Consider the following 6,734-nt stretch of genomic DNA (forward strand, 5'->3'; position numbering starts at 1 on the left):
GTTTACGGGGCGTGTTGTACCCCTGTGCGGTCGCCGGTAGTGGCTGAGGGTAAGGTCAGGGTGAAAATCGTTGGCACGTTCCCACAGGAGGCCCCCGGGTGGAGGTCCAGGAGACTCGCGTTCAGACGGACCGAGTCCTCACCATCCCCAACATTCTGAGCATGGCTCGTCTCGTTGGCGTGCCCTTGTTCCTGTGGCTGATTCTTCGCCCTGTGTTCGGTGGGTCCAACAGCGACGGCTGGGCCTTGCTGGTGCTGATGCTCAGTGGCATCAGTGACTACCTCGACGGCAAGCTTGCGCGCAAGTGGAATCAGATCAGCAATCTCGGGCGGTTGCTCGACCCGGCTGCCGACCGGCTCTACATTCTGTCCACCCTGGTGGGGCTGACCTGGCGGGAGATCCTCCCCTGGTGGGTTACCGCAGCCCTCCTGGCGCGCGAGCTCATGCTTCTCGTGATGGTGGGTATCCTCCGACGGCACGGCTATCCGCCGCCGCAGGTGAACTTCCTGGGCAAGGCTGCCACGTTCAATCTGATGTATGCCTTCCCGTTGCTGCTGCTCAGCGATTACGGGGGGTGGCTCGGGACACTAGGTGCTATTTTCGGATGGGCGTTCGCAGGATGGGGTACGACCCTGTATTGGTGGGCAGGGATTCTCTACGTGGTACAGGTCCGTCGGCTGGTCAAGGCGGACACCGCGGCCGATTGAGTCTGTCGAAGTGGCGCAGCGCAGCGCCGGCCCTTCCGGACCTCTGATGTCCGTGGAAGGGCCCCGGGTGGGCGCAGTCGGTTAGATCTTCTCTTCAAAGGAGGACGCTTCCGACATGAAGGCCGTTGTGATGGCCGGCGGTGAAGGCACACGCCTTCGCCCCATGACCTCGAGCATGCCCAAGCCACTCCTGCCGGTTGCCAACCGGCCGATCATGGAGCACGTGCTGCGGCTGCTCAAGCGGCATGGGCTCAATGAGACCGTCGTAACCGTGCAGTTTCTGGCCTCGCTCGTCAAGAACTACTTCGGCGACGGGGAAGAGCTCGGAATGGAGCTCACCTATGCCAATGAGGAGAAGCCACTCGGCACTGCGGGCAGCGTGAAGAATGCCGAAGAGGCGTTGAAGGACGACGCTTTCCTCGTCATCTCAGGTGATGCCCTGACCGACTTCGACCTGACCGACCTCATCCGATTCCACAAGGAGAAGGGCGCACTCGTCACGGTGTGCCTGACGAGGGTGCCGAATCCGCTGGAATTCGGCATCACGATCGTGGACGAGGAAGGGAAGGTGGAGCGCTTCCTGGAGAAGCCGACCTGGGGGCAGGTCTTCTCCGACACCGTGAACACGGGCATCTACGTGATGGAGCCCGAGGTCTTCGACTACGTCGACGCCGACGTTTCCGTGGACTGGTCCGGCGATGTCTTCCCTCAGCTCATGAAGGAAGGCAAGCCGGTCTACGGCTACATCGCAGAGGGCTACTGGGAAGACGTCGGCACCCACGAGAGCTATGTGAAGGCCCAGGCCGATGTCCTTGAGGGCAAGGTCGACGTCGAACTCGACGGGTTCGAGATCTCGCCCGGAGTCTGGGTAGCCGAAGGCGCCGAGGTCCATCCGGACGCCGTACTCAGGGGGCCGCTCTACATCGGCGACTACGCCAAGGTCGAGGCCGGGGCGGAGATTCGCGAGCACAGCGTCATCGGGTCGAACGTCGTGGTGAAGAGTGGTGCCTTCCTGCACCGGGCCGTCGTCCACGACAACGTCTACATCGGGCAGCACAGCAACCTCCGCGGCTGTGTGATCGGCAAGAACACCGACATCATGCGGGCGGCCCGGATCGAGGACGGGGCGGTCATCGGGGACGAGTGCCTGGTCGGTGAAGAATCGATCATTCAGGGCAACGTGCGGGTGTATCCGTTCAAGACGATCGAGGCCGGCGCCTTCGTCAACACGTCGGTGATCTGGGAGTCCAGGGGACAGGCGCACCTTTTCGGGGCGCGCGGTGTGTCCGGGATCCTGAACGTGGAGATCACGCCCGAGCTCGCGGTGCGACTGGCAGGGGCGTACGCGACGACTCTGAAGAAGGGGTCCACGGTCACCACCGCGCGTGACCACTCCCGTGGTGCGCGGGCGCTCAAGCGGGCGGTGATCTCCGCACTGCAGGCGAGTGCGATCGACGTACGGGATCTGGAGAACGTACCGCTGCCGGTGGCGCGGCAGCAGACCGCGCGGGGCAGTGCCGGCGGGATCATGATCCGTACGACTCCGGGTGTGCCGGACTCGGTGGACATCATGTTCTTCGACGAGCGCGGTGCGGATCTGTCGCAGGGCGGACAGCGGAAGCTGGACCGGGTGTACGCGCGTCAGGAGTACCGACGGGCGTTTCCCGGGGAGATCGGGGACCTGCACTTCCCGGCGAGCGTCTTCGACTCGTACACCGGGTCCATGCTCAGGAATCTGGACACGACCGGGATCGCGGACTCCGGGATGAAGGTCGTCGTCGATGCGTCGAACGGGAGCGCAGGGCTGGTGCTGCCCAGTCTGCTGGGGCGGCTTGGGGTCGATTCGCTGACCATCAACCCCGGGCTCGACGAGTCGCGGCCCACCGAGACCACCGATTCGCGGCGGGCCGGGCTGGTCAGGCTCGGTGAGATCGTCGCGTCGGCCAGGGCGGACTTCGGGGTGCGGTTCGACCCGGTCGGTGAGCGGCTCTCGCTGGTGGACGAGCGTGGGCGGATCATCGAGGACGACCGGGCGCTGCTGGTGATGCTCGACCTGGTGGCCGCCGAGCGGCGCAGCGGGCGGGTGGCGCTGCCGGTGACGACCACACGGGTCGCCGAGCAGGTGGCGGCGTACCACGGGACCCAGGTGGAGTGGACGACCACCTCGCCGGACGATCTGACGAGGGTGGGTCGTGAGGACGCGACCATCTTCGGCGGGGACGGGCGCGGTGGGTTCATCGTGCCGGAGTTCAGCAGCGTCTTCGACGGGGCGGCGGCCTTCGTGCGGCTGATCGGGCTGGTGGCGAGGACACAGTTGACACTGAGTCAGATCGATGCGCGGATTCCCCGGGCGCATGTGCTGCGGCGCGACCTTGCCACGCCGTGGGCGGTGAAGGGGCTCGTGATGCGCCGGGTCGTCGAGGCGGCCGGGGAACGGTCGGTGGACACCACCGACGGCGTGCGGGTCGTGGAGGCCGACGGGCGCTGGGTGATGGTGCTGCCCGACCCGGCGGAGGCCGTCACTCATTTGTGGGCCGAAGGGCCGGACGACGACTCCGCCCAGGCACTCCTCGACGAGTGGTCGGCGATCGTCGACAGCGCAGGTCACTGAGGGCGGACCGGTGCGCCGGAAGTAGTCCTGCGACGGCTTCCGGTGCACCGGTGGGGCCATTCGGTGGCAGGGGCTGCGACATGCGACGATGTGCGGCATGTCGCAGCAGCCCCCCGTTCGGAGCACCCCTTCTCCACCGCGGCGTCCCGACGCGTCCATGTCGCTGCTGACGAACGTGATGGAGCACAGCCTCGACGACGGATACGCGGAAGCGGCGGCCCGTCAGAAGGCCGACGGCACTGCCGGGATGCCCCGGACCCTGCGGCGGAAGCTCGGTCTGGCGGCCTGTCTCGTACTGGCTGCCGCCGTGGTCACGCTCGGAGCGGCGAACGCCCGGATAGCGGCACCGGTGGTGGCCAAGGAGCGCGAGGAGCTCGTCGGCCGGATCGATTCGGAGACCGCTGCCGCGGACAAGCTGGAGAAGGAAGTCGACGCGCTGCGCGGTGACGTGGGGGAGCGCCAGCGCAAGGCACTTGAGGAGCACGGCGGTGACCAGGGGCAACTGGTGGCCCTGCTGTCCGGCGCCACCCCCGTCCAGGGGCCCGGCATCAAACTCGTCGTGGACGATGCCAAGGAGACCGGCGAAGGCAGTGACGGACCGCGCGGAAGCAGCGGCTTCGCCGACACCGGACGAGTACGGGACCGGGACATGCAACGGGTCGTCAACGGCCTCTGGCAGTCCGGCGCCGAGGCGGTGGCGATCAACGGGCAGCGTCTGACGATGCTGTCGGCGATCAGGGCGGCGGGGGACGCCATACTGGTCGACAACAAGCCCCTCGCTCCGCCCTACACGGTGCTCGCCGTGGGTGGGAAGCACCTCAACACCGCGTTCAACGACAGTGCCGACGGGCAGTACCTGCACGTGCTGCAGGAGAGCTACGGCATTCGCACCAGCATTTCCGACCAGGAGGAGGTGCGGCTGCCGGCCGCGCCGAGCCTGATCGTACGCATCGCCCAACCACAGGCCGCAGGCGCCGGGAAGGGCGTGGCCGACGCACAGAAGACAGAGAAGGGCACATCGTGATCGCCGTACTGGGCCTCGTCGTGGGAGTCGTGGTCGGATTGCTGGTCCGGCCCGAAGTGCCGGCGGTGGTCGAGCCCTACCTGCCGATTGCCGTCGTCGCCGCGCTGGACGCGGTCTTCGGCGGCCTGCGGGCCATGCTCGACGGCATCTTCGTCGACAAGGTCTTCGTCGTCTCCTTCCTGTCGAACGTGGTGGTGGCCGCCCTGATCGTCTTCCTCGGCGACAAGCTGGGCGTCGGCGCACAGCTGTCGACGGGTGTGGTCGTCGTCCTCGGCATCAGAATCTTCTCCAACGCTGCCGCCATCCGCCGGCACATCTTCCGGGCGTGACGCCGGTGAGCAGCGAAGAGCAGCGCTCGGACGAAGAGAACCCCCAGCACGACGAGCACCACAGTCACAAGGAAGTGACGGGCCGGCAGCGGCTGGTCGCCGGGCTGTGGCCGCCGCGGGTCACCAGGGCCCAACTGATCGTCGCCCTGCTGCTGTTCGGGCTCGGGCTCGGGCTGGCCATTCAGGTCAACTCGACCAGCGCCGACGGCGCGCTGCGGGGAGCGAGGCAGGAGGACCTCGTACGGATCCTGAACGAGCTGGACGACCGTACGCAGCGGCTTGAAGACGAGAAGCAACTGCTGGAGGACCAGCGTTCGGAGCTGGAGAGCAGCTCCGACCAGGCCGAGGAAGCCCGTAAGCAGACTCTGGAGAAGGAGCGCCAGCTCGGAGTGCTGGCCGGCACGGTGGGTGCGCAGGGGCCCGGCATCACTCTGACCGTCAGCGACCCGCACCGTGCGGTCGAGCCCGACCGGCTGCTCGACACCATTCAGGAACTTCGGGCGGCCGGTGCGGAAGCGATCCAGATCAATGACGTACGGGTCGTGGCCAACACCTTTTTCTCCGGGGACGCCGGCAGCATCCAGGTGGACGGGAAGGAAGTCCGGGCCCCGTACACCTTCAAGGTGATCGGGAAACCGCAGGATCTGGAGCCCGCGCTGAACATCCCCGGCGGGGTCGTGCAGACTCTGGAGAAGGAGCAGGCCACCGCCACCGTGCAGCGACTTGAGAAGATCGTCGTGAATGCCTTGCGACCGGCGAAGCGGCCTGACTACGCTCGGTCGTCATCCCAGTGAAGCCGGGGCGAATGAGCGCTGTCGGACACGGGCATGAGGTTGCGGGGGGTCGGCGCATCAAGGACGTGGTGCGTGGTGGAAACTGTCCGAGTGATACGGACGTTATGAAGATGTCCAAGTCAGCAGGTTTGTTGATGCAGGGTTCGTCCTGCCCCACGGGCGGGTCTGTTTCGGTCAAGGGGAATCGCCCGTGAAGTTGTTTGCGAAATTGTTCGGCAAGAGTGCACGTGACGACAGCAGCTCCCACACTGCCCGTCACCGTGCCCCGCGCCCCGGTGACGGGGAGGAGCAGAGCGGAGAGCGCCCGCTCTTCCGCGACGAGGTCGGCGGCCACGGCGCGCCGTCTGTTGACCCGGCCGGTCCCGGCCGCATAGGTTCCGGAGAACCATCAACCTCAGGTACGGGTGGAGAGTTTGCTCCCGACCCGTACGCAACCAGCGCCCACCACGCGGGGCAGCCGCGGCAGGAGGATCCGTCCATGTCGGCCTTGCCGGTTTGTACGAGGTGCGGTCACCGGAATGCCGCGGACAGCCGATTCTGCTCCAACTGCGGTGCGCCGCTGCGGGGCGGAGCCGTTGCTGAGCGTCCGTCGGAGACCACGTCGACCATCTCCATCTCGGGCCTTGAGGCGTACGAGGCGGAGAAGACCGGGCAGACCGCTCTTCCGTCGCTGTCGCCCGAGGCCCAGGCCGCGGTCGACGCCCTTCCGCTCGGTGCGGCGCTGCTGGTGGTGCGCCGCGGTCCGAACTCGGGAAGCCGCTTCCTGCTGGACGGTGAGCTGACCACGGCCGGCCGCCACCCGCAGAGCGACATCTTCCTCGACGACGTGACCGTTTCGCGACGGCACGTGGAGTTCCGCCGGGGTGCGGACGGCGGTTTCACCGTCTCCGACGTCGGCAGCCTCAACGGCACGTACGTCAACCGGGAGCGCATCGACGCGGTCCTGCTGGCGAACGGCGACGAGGTGCAGATCGGTAAGTACCGGCTGGTCTTCTACGCGAGCCGGCAGGGCGTCTGATCCTTCCAGGGAAGGTTCCATGCTGCGAATCCAGACGGGCGGTGCCGTGCGCGGCACCGCCTCCGCCGGCAGTCGGCTGATGAGCATCGGTTCGGTGCTCAGCCTGCTGCGTGAGGAATTTCCCGAAGTCACGATCTCGAAGATCCGCTTTCTGGAGGCGGAGGGGCTGGTCGAGCCGCAGCGCACACCGTCCGGGTACCGGAAGTTCAGCCCGGCGGATGTCGAGCGGCTCGCCCAGGTGCTGCGCATGC

General features: G+C 66.9%; 7 protein-coding genes. All 7 read left to right on the top strand.

Annotated features, from left to right (window positions below; all coding sequences use genetic code 11):
- Positions 1-98 precede the first annotated feature (98 nt).
- Positions 99-707: a CDP-alcohol phosphatidyltransferase family protein gene (locus ACWGIG_RS35630; protein ID WP_453325851.1), complete on the top strand. Its 609-nt coding sequence runs from the start codon at positions 99-101 to the stop codon at positions 705-707.
- 115 nt (positions 708-822) lie between these two features.
- Positions 823-3,318: a sugar phosphate nucleotidyltransferase gene (locus tag ACWGIG_RS35635; RefSeq protein ID WP_453325852.1), complete on the top strand. Its 2,496-nt coding sequence runs from the start codon at positions 823-825 to the stop codon at positions 3,316-3,318.
- A gap of 97 nt (positions 3,319-3,415) precedes the next feature.
- The gene (locus ACWGIG_RS35640) at positions 3,416-4,342 is read left to right on the top strand and encodes a DUF881 domain-containing protein (protein WP_453325853.1); all 927 of its coding nucleotides are present in this window, start codon (positions 3,416-3,418) and stop codon (positions 4,340-4,342) included.
- Positions 4,339-4,671, top strand: coding sequence for a small basic family protein (locus tag ACWGIG_RS35645; protein WP_040019805.1), 333 nt, complete (start codon positions 4,339-4,341; stop codon positions 4,669-4,671). Before ACWGIG_RS35640 ends, ACWGIG_RS35645 begins: the two co-directional genes overlap by 4 nt.
- On the top strand, positions 4,668-5,465 hold the full coding sequence (locus ACWGIG_RS35650) for a DUF881 domain-containing protein (RefSeq protein WP_453325854.1): 798 nt from the start codon (positions 4,668-4,670) through the stop codon (positions 5,463-5,465). The genes ACWGIG_RS35645 and ACWGIG_RS35650 overlap by 4 nt, the downstream gene beginning before the upstream one ends.
- 148 nt (positions 5,466-5,613) lie before the next feature.
- Entirely contained in the window at positions 5,614-6,483 is an 870-nt protein-coding gene (locus ACWGIG_RS35655; protein ID WP_453325856.1) for an FHA domain-containing protein, read from the top strand.
- A gap of 19 nt (positions 6,484-6,502) precedes the next feature.
- Positions 6,503-6,734: MerR family transcriptional regulator (locus ACWGIG_RS35660; protein WP_453325855.1), on the top strand; the 232-nt coding region annotated here is incomplete at its 3' end.

The sequence above is a fragment of the Streptomyces sp. NPDC054863 genome (assembly GCF_053610825.1).

Coding starts and splice junctions, on each gene's coding strand:
- ACWGIG_RS35635 (WP_453325852.1), top strand. CDS start 823: ATGAAGGCCGTTGTGATGGCCGGCGGTGAAGGCACACGCCTTCGCCCC.
- ACWGIG_RS35640 (WP_453325853.1), top strand. CDS start 3,416: ATGTCGCAGCAGCCCCCCGTTCGGAGCACCCCTTCTCCACCGCGGCGT.